18 protein-coding genes are annotated in these 12,683 nt (G+C 64.5%); 5 read left to right on the top strand and 13 right to left on the bottom strand.

All coding sequences use genetic code 11. The annotated features are described in order from the left end of the window. Window positions 1-4: 4 nt before the first annotated feature. Entirely contained in the window at window positions 5-358 is a 354-nt protein-coding gene (locus tag KPL74_13570; protein QWT18768.1) for a hypothetical protein, read from the top strand. 19 nt (window positions 359-377) lie between these two features. Next, on the top strand, window positions 378-1,157 hold the full coding sequence (locus KPL74_13575) for a zinc-dependent peptidase (protein ID QWT18769.1): 780 nt from the start codon (window positions 378-380) through the stop codon (window positions 1,155-1,157). 109 nt (window positions 1,158-1,266) lie between these two features. Here the strand turns inward: KPL74_13575 and KPL74_13580 are convergent, their stop codons facing one another. From KPL74_13580 to KPL74_13630, 11 genes are all read right to left on the bottom strand, one after another. After that, window positions 1,267-2,658 (bottom strand): GHKL domain-containing protein, encoded by a 1,392-nt coding sequence (locus KPL74_13580; GenBank protein QWT18770.1) that lies wholly within the window; start codon window positions 2,656-2,658, stop codon window positions 1,267-1,269. Between the two features lie 55 nt (window positions 2,659-2,713). Continuing rightward, on the bottom strand, window positions 2,714-3,406 hold the full coding sequence (locus KPL74_13585) for a response regulator transcription factor (GenBank protein ID QWT18771.1): 693 nt from the start codon (window positions 3,404-3,406) through the stop codon (window positions 2,714-2,716). After that, window positions 3,407-3,694 carry a hypothetical protein gene (locus KPL74_13590; GenBank protein ID QWT18772.1) on the bottom strand — a complete coding sequence of 96 codons (288 nt, stop codon included), beginning with the start codon at window positions 3,692-3,694 and terminating at the stop codon, window positions 3,407-3,409. Window positions 3,695-3,760: 66 nt separating this feature from the next. Then, window positions 3,761-4,741 (bottom strand): tRNA dihydrouridine(20/20a) synthase DusA, encoded by a 981-nt coding sequence (dusA, locus tag KPL74_13595; GenBank protein ID QWT18773.1) that lies wholly within the window; start codon window positions 4,739-4,741, stop codon window positions 3,761-3,763. A 158-nt stretch (window positions 4,742-4,899) separates the two neighbouring features. After that, window positions 4,900-5,433 (bottom strand): hypothetical protein, encoded by a 534-nt coding sequence (locus tag KPL74_13600; protein QWT18774.1) that lies wholly within the window; start codon window positions 5,431-5,433, stop codon window positions 4,900-4,902. Window positions 5,434-5,518: 85 nt separating this feature from the next. After that, the gene (locus KPL74_13605; GenBank protein ID QWT18775.1) at window positions 5,519-6,211 is read right to left on the bottom strand and encodes a hypothetical protein; all 693 of its coding nucleotides are present in this window, start codon (window positions 6,209-6,211) and stop codon (window positions 5,519-5,521) included. A gap of 55 nt (window positions 6,212-6,266) precedes the next feature. Then, the gene (locus tag KPL74_13610) at window positions 6,267-7,160 is read right to left on the bottom strand and encodes a hypothetical protein (protein ID QWT18776.1); all 894 of its coding nucleotides are present in this window, start codon (window positions 7,158-7,160) and stop codon (window positions 6,267-6,269) included. A gap of 37 nt (window positions 7,161-7,197) precedes the next feature. Then, entirely contained in the window at window positions 7,198-7,758 is a 561-nt protein-coding gene (locus KPL74_13615) for a hypothetical protein (protein ID QWT18777.1), read from the bottom strand. Window positions 7,759-7,806: 48 nt separating this feature from the next. Then, complete coding sequence (locus KPL74_13620) at window positions 7,807-8,193, bottom strand: VOC family protein (GenBank protein ID QWT18778.1); 387 nt, start codon at window positions 8,191-8,193, stop codon at window positions 7,807-7,809. 108 nt (window positions 8,194-8,301) lie between these two features. Further along, the gene (locus KPL74_13625) at window positions 8,302-8,625 is read right to left on the bottom strand and encodes a hypothetical protein (protein ID QWT18779.1); all 324 of its coding nucleotides are present in this window, start codon (window positions 8,623-8,625) and stop codon (window positions 8,302-8,304) included. A gap of 322 nt (window positions 8,626-8,947) precedes the next feature. Continuing rightward, the gene (locus tag KPL74_13630) at window positions 8,948-9,850 is read right to left on the bottom strand and encodes a LysR family transcriptional regulator ArgP (GenBank protein QWT18780.1); all 903 of its coding nucleotides are present in this window, start codon (window positions 9,848-9,850) and stop codon (window positions 8,948-8,950) included. A gap of 101 nt (window positions 9,851-9,951) precedes the next feature. Here KPL74_13630 and KPL74_13635 point away from each other — a divergent pair, with 101 nt between their 5' ends. Further along, a complete protein-coding gene (locus KPL74_13635; protein QWT18781.1) occupies window positions 9,952-10,569 on the top strand; it encodes a LysE/ArgO family amino acid transporter in 618 nt (205 codons plus the stop codon). A 10-nt stretch (window positions 10,570-10,579) separates the two neighbouring features. Next, complete coding sequence (locus KPL74_13640; GenBank protein ID QWT18782.1) at window positions 10,580-11,212, top strand: FMN-binding negative transcriptional regulator; 633 nt, start codon at window positions 10,580-10,582, stop codon at window positions 11,210-11,212. Window positions 11,213-11,256: 44 nt separating this feature from the next. On the opposite strand, the gene KPL74_13645 is transcribed toward KPL74_13640, so the two are convergent. Both KPL74_13645 and KPL74_13650 read right to left on the bottom strand, forming a co-directional pair. Further along, window positions 11,257-11,628, bottom strand: a complete 372-nt coding sequence (locus KPL74_13645; protein ID QWT18783.1) for a VOC family protein — start codon at window positions 11,626-11,628, stop codon at window positions 11,257-11,259. A 33-nt stretch (window positions 11,629-11,661) separates the two neighbouring features. After that, on the bottom strand, window positions 11,662-12,072 hold the full coding sequence (locus KPL74_13650) for a DUF1801 domain-containing protein (GenBank protein ID QWT18784.1): 411 nt from the start codon (window positions 12,070-12,072) through the stop codon (window positions 11,662-11,664). A gap of 133 nt (window positions 12,073-12,205) precedes the next feature. Here KPL74_13650 and KPL74_13655 point away from each other — a divergent pair, with 133 nt between their 5' ends. After that, window positions 12,206-12,679: a hypothetical protein gene (locus KPL74_13655; protein ID QWT18785.1), complete on the top strand. Its 474-nt coding sequence runs from the start codon at window positions 12,206-12,208 to the stop codon at window positions 12,677-12,679. Window positions 12,680-12,683: the final 4 nt, after the last annotated feature.

Consider the following 12,683-nt stretch of genomic DNA (forward strand, 5'->3'; position numbering starts at 1 on the left):
ACCGATGAACGCCAGACCCTACATCTTCGGATGTCTGTGCCTCGTCGGTGCCGCCGGCACCGCCGCCGCTCACGACATCGACCCAGCCAGCAGCCTGTTCTCGCTGGGCGGGACGATTGTGTCGTCGTTCGAAGGCGCCGGTAGCAGCCATGCCCAGGGCAGCGGCGGCTCGCGTGAAGCCACGACCGGCAGCGACGTCATGTCGACCCGCCCGTCGGCCAACGCCGGCCACGCTGGTAACAGCACCCCGTCGCCGACGGCCTCCCCCGATGTCGACGACAGCAATCGCGAAGGCCCCGCGCCGATCCGCGCCCCGGCGCCCAGCTGGCAGTCGCTCCTCCCGGGCTCCATGCTCTGACCCCTGGCGGTAGCCGCGAGTGACGCTTTGGCAGTCCGTGCTCGCGCGATTTCGTGCGCCGGTTCCCCCGATCGACGACCAGGCCTGGAAACAGGCGGTGGCCCGCGTGCCACTCGCCCGCTCCCTCGATGCACCCCGCCTGCACTACCTGCGCCAGCTCGCGGCGTTGTTCCTGCATACCAAGCGCTTCCATGCCCTGAACGGCGCGGAGCTGGACGACTTCTGGAAGCTGGCCATCGCCATGCAGGCCAGCCTGCCCGCCCTGCCGCGGGGACCGAAGGCGTTCAAGGGCTGGACCAACGTGCTCATCTATCCCGGCGAGTTCAACGTGCGTCGCAGCCACTACGACGCACACAGCGGCGTGGTGACCGAAAGCGACGACACGCTCATCGGCGAAGCGTGGGACCGCGGGCCGATGGTGCTCTCGCTGGCCGACGTTCGGCTCGACCTGGAAGCACCCTGGGATGGCTACAACGTCGTGGTGCATGAGATGGCGCACAAGCTCGACATGCTGGCCGGGCCGGCGAGCGGCGTGCCACCGATGCTGCCAGGGATGAACCGGCGCGAATGGATCGAAACGATGCAGGCGGCGTTCGACCGGTTGGTGAAGAACGTCGACCGCGGCCGCGAGACGGCGATCGATCCGTACGGCGCGGAAGCACCCGAAGAGTTCTTCGCGGTGACCAGCGAGATGCATTTCTCGCAGCCCGCGCGGTTGAAGCAGGCCGAGCCGAAGGTGGCGAAGTTGCTGGGTGATTTCTACGGCCCGCCGCCCGCACCGGCAATCCCACCACCGTAGGAGCGCGCCTGCGCGCGATCAGGCATCCATGCGATTGCGATCGTGCGCCTGGGCGAATCAAGACCCGGTGTCATGGCTGTCGCGCGCAGGCGCGCTCCTACACGAGCGTTTATCCTGGGGGGATGCGGACGCTGAAGCGGGCGCCGCCGAGTTCTTCGGAACGGTCGACGTGTAGCGTGCCCTGGTAGGCCTTGATGATGTCCTGCACGATGGACAGGCCGATGCCGTGGCCTTGCACGCGTTCGTCGCCGCGCACGCCGCGTTGCAGGATCTTTTCAATCTTCTCGTCGGGGATGCCGGGGCCGTCGTCTTCGACAATCAGCTCCAGCCCGTTGCGACCCTTGCCCATGTGTACGGCACGCACGGTGAGCAGCACGCGATGGGTCGCCCACTTGAAGGCGTTCTCGACCAGGTTGCCCATCAGCTCGAGCAAGTCACCCTGCTCGCCCGGGAACGCGACGCCCTCGTCCAGTTCGAATTCGCACAGGACGTTCTTCGCCGCGTAGACCTTTTCGAGGCTTTGCACCAGGTCTTCCGCATGCCCCGCGATGGGCTCTTCGGTGGCGATCGTGCGCCGGCCCGAGGTGGCCGCGCGCGACAGCTGGTAGGCGACGATCTCGTCCATCTTGCGAACCTGGTCGAGGATGTCGCCGCGCAGAGTCCGTGCGTCGCTGTTGGTTTCCAGCTGCGAGCGGACCACCGCCAGCGGCGTTTTCAGGCTGTGCGCGAGGTCGGCCAGCGTGTCGCGGTAACGCGAGCGCTGTTCGCGCTCGCTGTCGATGAAGGCATTCAATCGGCGGGTGAGCACGGTCAGTTCGACCGGATACGGGCCATCCAGGTGATCGCGCGTACCGCGCTCGATGTGCGCAAGGTCGCTGGAGACGCGTCGCAACGGCAGCAGGCTCCAGCGCAGCAGGAACAGCTGCAGCAGCATCAGCATCATGCCGAGCATGGCCAGCCACAGGAACTGCGTACGCCGGTAGGTGGCGACCTGGCGCTCGAACTGGTCTTCTGTCTGGGCGACGGCGAAGGTCAACGGCACGCTGCGCTTCTCCGTGCTGTCGAGCGAGACGCCGTAGCTGAAGACATACAGCCGGCCGTTTCGCGTTTCCACGGGCTCGAACGCGGTTTCGCCCGGCTTGAGCATCCGCACGAAGTCGAAGTTGAAGTTGCGATCCAGCGTCGAGGACGACTCCCAGCGGAAGTTGTCGTTACCGACGATGACGGCATACAGCCCCGAGCCCGGCCGTGAGAAATCGGGGTTCGGCTGGCTGTCGGGCGTGGTCACCTTGCCGCCGCGGGTGATATCGGTGCCGGTGATGTAGGCGATCGCGTAGTTGTGCAGCCGGTCGTGCATGGCCGACAGCTCGGACGCGTAGTTCGCCTTGTTCTGGGCCAGTCCGGTCAGGCCAAGAAAGGCTGCCAGCGCGAAGCCGGTGGCCAGCGCCGCGCGTGCCGCCAGCGACAGGGGCCGGCGTTTGGTCGGTGAAGCGGTATCCATGCTTCGCAGGGGCCTCGACGGCGGCACGGCGTCATGCCGCGCCGCCGCGGTATTTTCAGTCTTCGTCCGCTTCGTTGCGCGGGATGGCGAAACGATAGCCGCGGCCGCGCACGGTTTCGATCGGCTTCAACGCGCTTTCCGGGTCGAGCTTGCGACGCAGGCGCCCGATGAACACCTCGAGCACGTTGGAGTCGCGGTCGAAATCCTGCTGGTAGATGTGTTCGGTGAGGTCGGCCTTGGAGACGAGCTCGCCGGCGTGGAGCATCAGGTACTCGAGCACCTTGTACTCATAGCTGGTGAGGTCGACCTGGCGGCCTTCCACGGTGACCGTCTGGGCGGTGGTGTCGAGCTTGATCGGGCCGCAGGCGAGCACCGGCTTGGACCAGCCACTGGCGCGGCGGACCAGCGCATTGATGCGCGCCAGCAGTTCCTCGACGTGGAACGGCTTGACCAGGTAGTCGTCGGCGCCGTGCTTGAGGCCTTCGACCTTGTCCTGCCAGCTACCGCGGGCGGTGAGGATCAGGATCGGGTAGCGCTGGCCGTGCTCGCGCAGGGCTTTCACCAGGTCCATGCCCGACAGCTTGGGCAGGCCAAGGTCGATGATGGCGAGGTCGAACGGCACTTCCCGGCCAAGGTAGAGGCCTTCTTCGCCATCCTGGGCGGCATCCACGGCGAAACCGTCGCGCTTCAACCGCGCAGCGAGGGTCTCGCGCAGCGGGGCTTCATCCTCAACGAGCAGGATTCGCATTTAATGTCTCTCCTTGGTCTCCCCGGCACTGGTGTCCAGGGGCTTATCGGTTTCGGTTCGGATGGGAACGACTTTCACGTGCCCGTCTAGAGTCAGGACCTTGACCCGGTATTCGGTGATGCGACCGCGCTCGACGAGCCGCGTATCCGCCGACAACACCTTCCCCCCGGTGTCTTTCTGCACCTTGCTTACCGCCTGTTCCAGCGTCATCGACTGCTGGGCCAGGACGGCAAAAGGCATGCCGGCGCAGATGGCGGCGAAAATTAGCGGACGGAACGTGATTTTCATGTCTGGCGCGAAGTCATCTGTCCGCCCGATCATGCCGAGCGACGCCCCGCCCGAAGCTGAACGAAACTAAGCTGCCCGGCGCAACGGCGCCATCGCGGCCTCGATCAGGGCCCAGTCCGCCCCCGGCAGGTGCGCGCCCTCGGACAGCTGGCGGCGGAATCCGCGGGCACCCGGCTCGCCCTGGTACAGGCCCAGGATGTGCCGGGTCATGTGTTTCAGGGCGGTTCCGCGGGCCAGCTCGGCCTCGATATAGATACGCATGCGCTCGAGCACGTCGGACCGATCGGCCAGCGGCGCGCCATAGAGGGCGGTTTCCAGCTGGGCCAGCACGAAGGGATCGTGGTAGGCGGCGCGGCCGAGCATCACCCCGTCCACATGGGCCAGGTGCTCCTGCACGGCGCCCACCGAGGTGATCCCGCCATTGATGACGATGGTGAGGTCGGGGAATTCCTGCTTCAGGCGATAGACCCGGCCGTAGTCGAGCGGCGGGATCTCCCGGTTTTCCTTCGGGCTCAGGCCTTCCAGCCACGCCTTGCGGGCATGGACGACCAGGATCTTCACCCCGGCCTGGACCATTACCCGGGTGAAATGCTGGAGGTCGGCGTACTCGTCCTGGTCGTCGACACCGATGCGGCACTTCACCGTCACCGGGACGTCGACCACGTCGGCCATGGCCCGGACGCACTCACCGACCAGCTCCGGCTCACGCATCAGGCAGGCACCGAACTTGCCCGACTGGACCCGATCCGACGGGCAGCCGACATTGAGGTTGATCTCGTCATACCCGGCCTGCGCGCCCAGGATGGCCGCCCTGGCCAGCTCCGCCGGGTCGCTGCCACCCAGCTGCAGGGCCACCGGGTGTTCCTCGTGGCTGTGCTCAAGCAGCCGCACCTGCCCGCCACGCACCAGCGCCGCGCTCGTCACCATCTCGGTGTAGAGACGGGCATGGGGCGACAGGAGACGGTGGAAATACCGGCAATGCCGATCCGTCCAGTCCATCATCGGGGCAACGGTGAGGCGAAAAGCTGAAGGGTCAATAGGTTGCATGCCGCCATTTTAGCAACGTCGCCGCCCCGGTGCTGCCCCACCCCCACCCTGTAGGAGCGCGCCCGCGCGCGACCACCCCCGCCTCATCCTACTCACCTCCGCCACCCCAACCCGTCATCGCCGCACTCGATAGGGTCGAAGCGAAACAACCGTGAGCTTCACTCGTCGCTAAAGCGAGGCACCGCCAAAAAATCCGCAATCGCTTCAGCTGCAGCAACCACTTCTGCCATGCCTCCATAAGCAAACAAGGATTCCCGCTGATCCTCCGGGACATGTTGCTTAGCGAATTCAATGCTGGACACGGCCGCCGCCAGGAACGCCTCCAACGCCTCCCGCGATTCCGGGGTGAGCTCCGGCTTCGGCGACGTGTATGGATCATGCATTTCCGGCGGCATCAGTTCGGGATGGGCGTCCCAAATCGGCTTGAGTATGTTCGTGTAACTGTGCCCCATGAAGCTGCCTACAAGCTTCCCATAGACCTTGACCTGACCGAGGCTCTGGCTGGACATGACCACGCGAAGGGACTTGGTGCATTGATCCGAGGCATCCGTGAAGCGGCGTGCTATTTCTTCGGCAACATCATTGGAAAGCATGGTCTCGACTCCCTGGAGAAATGAAAAGTGAAGTGTCCGCTTCGGGTCGAAGGCCGACATACCGATTTTGATCAGCCGCAGAGGCACCGCCAGGCCCATCCGTTCGATCGTAAATCCTCCGAAGCAAGCAGCGAACAACACAAAGGAAACTGAAGGACTTGGACCTCTAAAGAGACATAGAGCCCTATATCGCCCTCCGCCCCTCAAGCCAGCACTTGACGATGTGAGGCACAACGGTCGCCGCATTGCCCCTGAGGAACCTGAAACCGTAGGGAACCTTCTGTGCCTCAGGCGACACCAGGTATTTCTCCGCGGAAAACGCCGCCTTCTTCACCAACGCGGCAGCGGGAAACACCGTCAACGACGTCCCCACGGTGATGACCTTCGAAGCCTTCGCGAAATGTTCGACACACTCTTCCATGTACCGGACTTCTTCGCCGAACCACACGACGTCCGGCCTTAGCTGGCTTCCCTTCTCGCAAAGGTCACCTATCTCTATCGTGGCCTTGTCCAACGAATAAACCAACGAAGGGTCGACCGAGCTGCGAGCTTTCAGAATCTCGCCATGGACATGGATGACGTTCGACGAGCCTGCGCGCTCATGAAGATCATCGATGTTCTGGGTGATCACGATGACTTCAAAACTGTCTTCAAGGCGAGCAATGGCTTCGTGCGCGGCATTGGGCGCTGCAGCAAGCACAGCGGCGCGGCGCTCGTTGTAGAAGCGCAAAACGACACCAGCATCGCGTCGCCAGCCCTCCGGGGAAGCGACATCTTCCACGGCATGCTCATGCCACATCCCTCCCATATCGCGGAAGGTCTTCAGTCCACTTTCCGCACTGACGCCTGCCCCACTGAAAACGACAACCTTTTCCACGAAGTTCCTCTCTAGCCTCACGTGTTAAGACATCTGGCTGGCAATAGTTGTCCGATCAATTTTTACAGCGACCACCGAGCAGCAAAGGCACATCACCCTCGTAACGAAATGCCATGGCCTGGCACGTCCACGCCCCGCCCTCCGTTCGCACAACGCCTTTGTTAAAAGCGGTTGCGGGCGAAAAGGTCAGGACCACGTCCGCGGCTCCGGCGCCGAACAATTCCGCCATCCGGTTCGCTGCGTATACGAGCGTGACCGAACCATGTTCGACACGCACCGACGCCACGTAGCGACTGCGCATGGCGTCGGCGGCCGGCAGGCCGGCGGCCCGGTTGTCTGCGGGCAACTCGCCATCGTGGTCGGCGCGGTATGTGTCCACGGCATTCAAAGCCGCCAATGACAGTTCATCGGCCTGCGCCGCTTGCTCTGCACGAATGTGGCTGCCGTAGCCTGCGAGGCCCAGCACGTAACCGGCCGGGACCACCGCACCGAGCACCGCGACGAGCGTTCCCGCATACACCCACGCCGCCACCTTCTTCTCGGGCGCGCGAGCTAACGCCGCGCGGCCTGGAATCAGGGCCGGGAGAAAGAACACGACGAGAACACCGAAACCGATCGCCGCGAGACCGGCCGAACGCATCGGATCGACGGCATGCGTCTGGTACGGCTCGACCTTCATCATGAACATTACGGCGCCGAGGCCGACGGCCGGCAAAGAGCCCACGAGCAGCAAAGCGATGAGTGCACCCTTCCGCTCGACCAGGCCGGGGTTCGCCAATCCGATCCAAGCCATTGCAATGCCAATCAAGCCGAGGAAACCACATACCCCCGGAACCACCAGCAGCAATCCGAGGAACGCGAACGGCGTAAGGATAATCAATGAACCCACGACGGCCGGCGCCATGCCGAGGAAAAGCCAGGGCCGCGGCCTTGCATAGAGCGACGCCATCGTCGTCACCCGAGGACCAGCAAGCGCTGCGGCGGCATCACCTACGCTCCTGCTGGGTCCGGACGATCAGGTCGTAGACCTTTCGCGCATGGGGAATCAGGTCGAAAGCAGGGGCCATCTGGCCCTGCCTGCCCGGCCACGGCGTTCCGGGAAAGGCGTTGCGACCCGGTGGGTTCGGCCCGAACTGGATCGTGCCGGTCGCGTCGGGCCGCTCGCTGAGCGTCATGTCGGACAGTGTCGCCAGTTGGAGGCTCTTGATCTCCACGGAGAACAAGCCGCCGACGATGATCACGCGGTCGTCCGTCAGGCCATAGGCGGTCTTGCCGCGCAGGTAGGCGTCGGCGAAGAAGCGGCCGATGATCATGTAAAGGCCGATCGCGATGAAGGGCAGCCCCCATATGCCGAAAAAGGCCGGGCCGCCCTCCGAGAGCACGGAGTATTCCCAGAAAAAGGCGAACCCGCCCCAGAGCAGGCTGAAGGGAATGGCCAGCGCATCGCTTGGCCTCAATGTGACGCCCTGTCGCGGCACGCCGCTCCAGAGTAATCGCTCGCCCGGCCCAAGCTGTCGCCTGAGCACGTCGGTACTTGCCTGGTCCATCGCTATCTCCCTGTCCTTTCCCGTCCATTCCCTAAAAAAGCGCGAGCCTTATTGCCCCTCGGGCGGCTCCCACAATTCGACCTTGTTCCCCTCCGGATCGATCACCCAGGCGAACTTGCCGTATTCGGAGTCATCGACCTTATCCAGCACGTTGCAGCCTTCCTCGCGCAGGACCTTGACCAGGCCATGCACGTCGGCGACCCGGTAATTGATCATGAAGGGGGCGGTGCCAGGACCGAAGTGCGGCTCTTCTGACGAGGACAGCGACCAGATGGTCGAACCGCCCGTCGGGGTGCCGTCATCGCCAGCCCAGGAAAAGGCCGCGCCGCCCCACGCCTGGACATCGATCCCGAGGTGCTTCTTGTACCACTCGCGAAGCGCCGGAGCGTCCTTCGCCTTGAAGAAGATGCCGCCAATGCCTGTCACGCGCTTCATGGTGCCTCCGCTGGTCAAACGACGTCGTGTTCGTTATCCAAGTTAAGGTGGGGCACCGGTCCGGCGACGCCCGCATCAATGATGGCACCGAGCAGGGGCGAAACCTAGCTACCGCCGCTGGGCCGGGCCAAACGCGTAGTGCTCAAAAGAGAGCTCCGGACCGCCGGACGTTTCGGACAGGCGATTTCCCTTCTGCTGGAAGTCGGTCAGCAAGTCGAGGACAAGGGAGAGAGTTAGGCAGAGGCTGTGCAGGGGATCGTCTGACCGCGCTCCGCGCAACCGCTGAAAAAGAGGAGAGAGTTCGACCGCGCATTCCCATAGACCGTGGTCGTCCGGCGGAACAACTGGCACGCCGATGACCAGTCGAATCGGAAAAGGCGGCTCCCCGGGCCGTTCGCCCCATAACGTCATGTCAATGGCTTTGGTGTCCAACTCCCCGCCCCTTTCCTTCGTCTCGTCTCAGGTTAGCGCAACCGGGATCAGGAGCCGAATAGGCGAAAAAAACCCGCCAATTTGCGCTTACTGCGATGATCTGCAGTAGAGGCGAGGCGGGTGTGTTGAGCGCATGATAGCGTCTCTTTCAGCCGTGTCTACGCGTCCGTGCCTGGCGCGCGGTAAGTTGTTGATGCTGGAGGGCCGTGAGCACTTTCATCTATCGTTAGCCAACCCACCAGCGCGACAGGAAGGTCCGGCTGATGTCTCACTACAACCGCCATATCGAAAGCTACGTGCACAACTACCGCATCGGCGTGACTTAGTCCGCGACATGCAACGCAACACCCGCCGCCTCCCCCAATGCCTTGCTGACCTGCTGCAACGTGCTCGACCGCACGCTGGCGCACTGCCAGTACAAGGGCACGTCGAGCGTCCGCCCCGCGTCGATCATCACGACCTTACCGGATGCCATCGCGGGCTGGACGAGCAGATCAGGCGCAAGGCACCAGCCCAGTCCAAGCGCCGCCGCTTCGACAAAGCCGGTCGAGGTCGGCAGGTAGTGCACCGGTGGCGACAGCCTTGCACGGGTGATCCGGCGGATGAAGCGCCACTGCAGTTCGTCCTTGCGATTGAAGACGAGTAGCGGCGCGCTGCCTAACGAGGTGGCGTCCATGCCATGCGGGAAATGTCGACGGGCGAAGCCGGGCGACGCGATGGCGTGGTAGCGCATGCGACCGAGTGGGTAGACGTTGCAACCCTGCAGGGGCTTCCGCTCCGCCGTGATGGCACCCAGCACGGCGCCTTCGCGCAGGTGGTCCAGGGTATGGTCCTGGTCGTCCACACGCACGTCGAAGACATAGCCTTGGCGCTCATGCAGGGCCGCCAGTGCGGTAAGGACCCACGTATGCAGGGAGTCGTCATTGACGGCGATGGCGATCGACCGTGCCTCGGCGCGACGCGCTTCGGCGGGCAAGAACTCCGCCATGGCCTCGGCTTCGAGCGCCTGCATCGGGCGCAGGCGAAGCAACAGGCGCTCGCCCGCCGACGTGGGCTTGCAGGGGCTCTGGCGGACCACCAGCACCTGCCCCAGCCGGTCCTCCAGGGCCTTGATCCGCTGGGAGACGGCCGATGGCGTCACCGCAAGGCGATGCGCGGCCGCCTCGAAGCTGCCCTCTTCGATCACCGCCGCGAAGGCGGCCAGCTGGGGGTGCAGGAGGTCCATGGCGCTGGATTAGACTTTCTTACTCAACGATAGGATCTTTAGTTTGTCTAAGTATCCGCCGGCCTTCAACATGGAGCCATCCCCACCTGCCATTCCCTCCGATGCTCATCACCACCGCTTTCGCCGGCTTCGCGGCTAGCGCCGGCCTCATCATGGCCATCGGCGCACAAAATGCATTCGTGCTCAGGCAGGGCCTCATGCGCATGCACGTAGGCCTGGTCGTCGCCATCTGTGCCGTGAGCGACCTGCTGCTGATCCTGCTGGGCGTCGCCGGCATCGGTGCGCTGGTCGAGCATGCGCCATGGATGCTGCAGGCCCTGCGCTTCGCCGGCATCGCCTTCCTCGGCGTGTACGCGGTGATGGCCGCGCTGCGTGCATGGCGTGGCGGCGGTGGGCTGGCCCCGGCCGGTACCGACAAGGGCGTCTGGTACAAGGCCGTCCTTGCCTGCCTGGCCTTCACCTTCCTCAATCCGCATGTCTACCTGGACACGATGATCCTGCTCGGCAGCCTCTCCACGGGCTACCCCGGCGACCTGCGCTGGGTGTTCGCCGCGGGGGCGTGTTCGGCAAGCATCGTCTGGTTCCTTGCGCTCGGCTACGGCGCGCGGCTGCTCACCCCGGTGTTCCGCAACCCGACCGCCTGGCGGGTGATGGACGGCGCGGTCGCCCTGTTCATGCTGGCCCTTTGCGTGCTTCTATGGACCCGACCGCTCACCTGATGGCTTGCCCATGTATACGCCGCCCCTGTTCACCGAGACCGACACCGCGACGCTCATCGCACTGATCCGTGCGAACGCGCTCGGTGTCCTGGTGACTCACGCACACGGATCGCTCGACGCGAACCATATCCCCTTCATCGTCGACGAGACGCGTGGCCCGGCCGGCGTGTTGATCGCCCATGTCGCACGTGCCAATTCCATGTGGACGGCCGTGGCCGATGGCGATGCCGTCATGGTGGTATTCCGCGGCGCGCAGGGTTACGTCTCGCCGAACTGGTATCCGAGCAAGCACGAGACCCATCGCCATGTGCCGACGTGGAACTACGAGGTGGTGCATGTGCACGGCACGATACGGGTGATCGACGACGAAAAATTCGTGCGTGGCGCCGTGGCGCGCCTGACGCGTGAGCACGAGTCGCGCTTGCCCGCGCCATGGAAGATGAGCGATGCACCGGCAGACTACCTCGCGGAGGAACTCGCCCACATTGTCGGCATCGAGATCGATATCGCGAGGCTCGAAGGAAAGCGAAAGCTTAGCCAGAACCGGGATGCGCGGGATTTCGAGGGTGCCGTGGCCGGTGTAGAAGGCAGTGGAAACCCCGGCCTGGCTTATGCCATGCGCGTGGCCCGGACCGTCAGCTGACGACCGCCCCCGGCTCACCCCAGCCGAACACCTGCTCCAGCGGTTTACCCGCGGTCGATGTTGGTCCCGATCCGCCACATCACCCCGGCCGGGTCCATCAGCACGAAGTCCCGGATGGCCCACGGCCGGTCTTCCGGCGGATGCGCCTTCACCCCATAGCGCTCGACCAGCTTCGTCGCGACGACGTGCTGCCACCACGCGTCCACGTCGGCCACGAGCATGTGCATCATGAAATTCGACGCGTGATCCTCCACATAGAAAGCCTGCAGGAGGAACGAGCAGTCACCCGCGTGCAGGTAAGCCAGGTCGTCGGAGGAGAAGGCGACCGTGAAGCCGAGGTCGGTGTAGAAGGACTTCGAGAGTTCGAAATCGCGTGCAGGCACGAACGCCTTGATCTCGACCGTTTCCATGTTCATTGCGTGCTTCCTTCCGGGCGTTGGCCCCTGCATTCATTTGGCGCGTTTGGCGCTCGCTTTCTTCGCGGCGTTGAGTGCCGCCGCGGCCTTGACCAGTGCCTTGAACTTCGTTGCGTCCACCTGGACGCCTTCGGCGATGTCGATCGCGCGGCGCGCATTCCCCTCCAGGCTTGCGTTGAACAGCTTGCCCGGGTCCGCGAGCGAGGCACCCTTGGCGAAGGTGAGCTTCACCTTGTCCTTGTAGCTTTCGCCGGTGCAGAGGATGCCGCCGTGCTCCCACACGGGCGTGCCCCGCCACTTCCACGTTTCCACCACGTCGGGCAACGCGTCGTGGATGAGCTGGCGCATCCGCGCGAGCGTCTCACCGCGCCAGTCGCCAAGACTGGCGATGCGCTCGTCGATCAACGCGGATGCCGAGGCCGTATCGGCCGAGGTCGTTTTCATACGTACCCTCCCATGCCAGTCCCGTCCCGGAGGTTAGGTGAAAAGGCCTGGTGCTGTCGCGTGACCCACGGCCGGGCCGCAACGCGCGGCGGGCTGCTACGATCCGGCCATACCGACGCAAGGAAGCCGCCGCATGAACACCGATGCCACCCCGCACCCGGCGGCCCAGGCCGCGCCACCGGCTTCCGTCCCGCGCAGGCGACGCCGCTGGCTCGTGCATGTCGCGTGGCTGATCGTCACGCTGGCGGCCCTCGTGGGCGGCATCTACGTCGGCATGGGTTGGGGGACCCAGGCGATCATTGGCATCACGTCCGGCGGCAACCGAGCGGCGGCGATGCGCCGGCTGTATGTGACCCTCGATGCCGCCGACAGCGACGACGTGGCGAAGCTGCGGTTGGTTGACCGGTGGATGGTGAAGCGGATAGTGGAAGACCTCGCCAGCATCCCGCGCTATGGGGATTGCAAGCCCGAGGAGCGGGAGACGCTGGGGCGCGCGAAGGCGTGGCTTGCGGCTAACGATCCGGTGAAGTTCGAGGGACAGGGCTATATGCGGGAGCTGGCGTTCCGGTTTTGCGATAAGCCCGCCGAGGTGTTTCGGTTTTTTTAGGGGC

Source organism: Bacillus sp. NP157 (genome assembly GCA_018889975.1).
Taxonomy (GTDB): Bacteria; Pseudomonadota; Gammaproteobacteria; order Xanthomonadales; family Rhodanobacteraceae; genus Luteibacter.

Coding starts and splice junctions, on each gene's coding strand:
- KPL74_13570 (QWT18768.1), top strand. CDS start 5: ATGAACGCCAGACCCTACATCTTCGGATGTCTGTGCCTCGTCGGTGCC.
- KPL74_13580 (QWT18770.1), bottom strand. CDS start 2,658: ATGGATACCGCTTCACCGACCAAACGCCGGCCCCTGTCGCTGGCGGCA.
- KPL74_13585 (QWT18771.1), bottom strand. CDS start 3,406: ATGCGAATCCTGCTCGTTGAGGATGAAGCCCCGCTGCGCGAGACCCTC.
- KPL74_13590 (QWT18772.1), bottom strand. CDS start 3,694: ATGAAAATCACGTTCCGTCCGCTAATTTTCGCCGCCATCTGCGCCGGC.
- dusA (QWT18773.1), bottom strand. CDS start 4,741: ATGCAACCTATTGACCCTTCAGCTTTTCGCCTCACCGTTGCCCCGATG.
- KPL74_13600 (QWT18774.1), bottom strand. CDS start 5,433: ATGGGCCTGGCGGTGCCTCTGCGGCTGATCAAAATCGGTATGTCGGCC.
- KPL74_13610 (QWT18776.1), bottom strand. CDS start 7,160: ATGGCGTCGCTCTATGCAAGGCCGCGGCCCTGGCTTTTCCTCGGCATG.
- KPL74_13615 (QWT18777.1), bottom strand. CDS start 7,758: ATGGACCAGGCAAGTACCGACGTGCTCAGGCGACAGCTTGGGCCGGGC.
- KPL74_13620 (QWT18778.1), bottom strand. CDS start 8,193: ATGAAGCGCGTGACAGGCATTGGCGGCATCTTCTTCAAGGCGAAGGAC.
- KPL74_13630 (QWT18780.1), bottom strand. CDS start 9,850: ATGGACCTCCTGCACCCCCAGCTGGCCGCCTTCGCGGCGGTGATCGAA.
- KPL74_13635 (QWT18781.1), top strand. CDS start 9,952: ATGCTCATCACCACCGCTTTCGCCGGCTTCGCGGCTAGCGCCGGCCTC.
- KPL74_13640 (QWT18782.1), top strand. CDS start 10,580: ATGTATACGCCGCCCCTGTTCACCGAGACCGACACCGCGACGCTCATC.
- KPL74_13645 (QWT18783.1), bottom strand. CDS start 11,628: ATGAACATGGAAACGGTCGAGATCAAGGCGTTCGTGCCTGCACGCGAT.
- KPL74_13650 (QWT18784.1), bottom strand. CDS start 12,072: ATGAAAACGACCTCGGCCGATACGGCCTCGGCATCCGCGTTGATCGAC.
- KPL74_13655 (QWT18785.1), top strand. CDS start 12,206: ATGAACACCGATGCCACCCCGCACCCGGCGGCCCAGGCCGCGCCACCG.